This window comes from Moorena sp. SIO4A1 (assembly GCF_010672065.1).
Classification (GTDB): Bacteria; Cyanobacteriota; Cyanobacteriia; order Cyanobacteriales; family Coleofasciculaceae; genus Moorena.
The window spans coordinates 1-1,670 of the sequence record NZ_JAAHHX010000559.1; the positions used below are offsets into that span (position 1 = coordinate 1).

Consider the following 1,670-nt stretch of genomic DNA (forward strand, 5'->3'; position numbering starts at 1 on the left):
TTCTGTTGGCTTTACTTATGTGATGACATTTTGGGCATTTTTGAGACGTATGCCTGGGATTTATCTTTACTACTGGTATGCCTGACTTTGTTACGGTCGATGTCCCCTATTAAGGGGAGCACCTCCGCTTCAGAACTGGGCGTGAGACTTTCACCTCACCCAGCTCCTGGGTAAACTCGGTCTTTGACCGGCCTTTTGGCTTGCTCCAGTGTATCTGTTGGTGGCAGCTCCGGTGAACTGCTAGTAAGTTCTTTGTTTTCCAGTTGTCGTGGTTTCCATCGATGTGATGGAGATGTACATCCTCGAATTCTAGAAACTTCAATCCACAGTGTCCACAGGAATGGTTTTGCCTTTTCAATGCCTCAGAGGTAATATCAGAGTATAGGCGTGAATTCCTTTTGCTCCAATATACTAGGTCGCCGTCATAGGGTGACTTAGTTCCCCTCACGTTCACGTGTTGATTCTGTTTGTACCCCACTTTTGGGAATGCCTTTTTACATAGTTCGTTGGCCTGATACCGGTTTACTTTCTTTTCCTTTCGGAATTTTAGGTTTGCGGTTTGGTTCATGAACCATAAGCTGTCCCTTGAGCTACTCATATCGCAACTACTGTGATAGTTACGCCATCCGCGTACGATTGGGGCTAACTTTTTCGCTTTTACTTTGGCACCATAATTCGAGCAGTTGACCACGGTTTTAATCTTCTTACGTATGTTCCTGTGGTTTTCCTCTGAGGGAGTACATGAGAACTTTCCGTCTTTTCTGACGCGGAATTTCCACCCCAGGAAGTTAAATCCGTCTGTCGTTTTAGTCAGTTTGGTCTTTTCTTCATTGATTTCCATCCCTCTGTCCGCCAGGAAGTCTTTGACCTTCTGGAGGATTTTGTTGGCATCGTCCTTTGGCTTTAAGATGAACACCATGTCGTCGGCGTACCGAAGACTAGTGTGTATGTCTTCTATTCCGTTAAGTGCAATGTTGGCTAATAAGGGGCTGACTACACCGCCTTGGGGAGTTCCTTGCTCCGGGAATTCCAGATTGATGCCTGCTTTTAAACATCTGAATATCCCCTGTTTCAGACATGCAGGTGCTAGCAATCTATCCATGATGGAGTTATGGGAGATGCGGTCAAAACATTTTTTGATGTCTAATTCGATGATACGTTTGTTGATGCCGTTGTGATTGGATTGTAGGTGTGTGAACAATCTTTTCTGGACATCTTGAGCGCATCTTCCTGTCCTGAATCCGTAACTGTCACCACTGAATGTGGCTTCGTGTGCGGGTTCTAGTGCGTATAGAATTAGACATTGCCATGCTCTGTCGGCTATGGTTGGTATCTTTAGCGTCCGAGTTTTCCCATTCTTTTTCTTAATGGGGACTTCTCGTAGTCGATTATGATGCCAGTCATGGCCATAGTCGTTCAGTGCTTCCACCAATTCCATGCGTTGTCTGTAATTGAGGCTTGACTTGCCATCAATTCCAGCGGTCTTTTTACCCTTATTTAGCTGAGTCACTTGTCGGACGGCCAGGAGTTGTGCTGCACGGGATTTCAGAATCAGTTTCTGTAGAGACCTGGCTTTCTTTAAGTCACCAGCTCGAACCGCTTTGTATACACGTTTTTGTAGGCGGAAAAGATTTTGGCGGAATTTCTTCCACTTCTGGCTTTTCCAAAGA

Annotated in this window: 2 protein-coding genes; both read right to left on the reverse strand. The window is 45.3% G+C overall.

Features of this window, described 5'->3' with window-relative positions; genetic code table 11:
• On the reverse strand, positions 1–79 hold a 79-nt coding region (locus tag F6K53_RS40610; protein ID WP_293085857.1), incomplete at its 3' end, for a zinc ribbon domain-containing protein.
• A 30-nt stretch (positions 80–109) separates the two neighbouring features.
• A partial coding sequence (locus F6K53_RS40615) for a reverse transcriptase domain-containing protein (RefSeq protein WP_293085854.1) occupies positions 110–1,670 on the reverse strand: 1,561 nt, incomplete at its 5' end.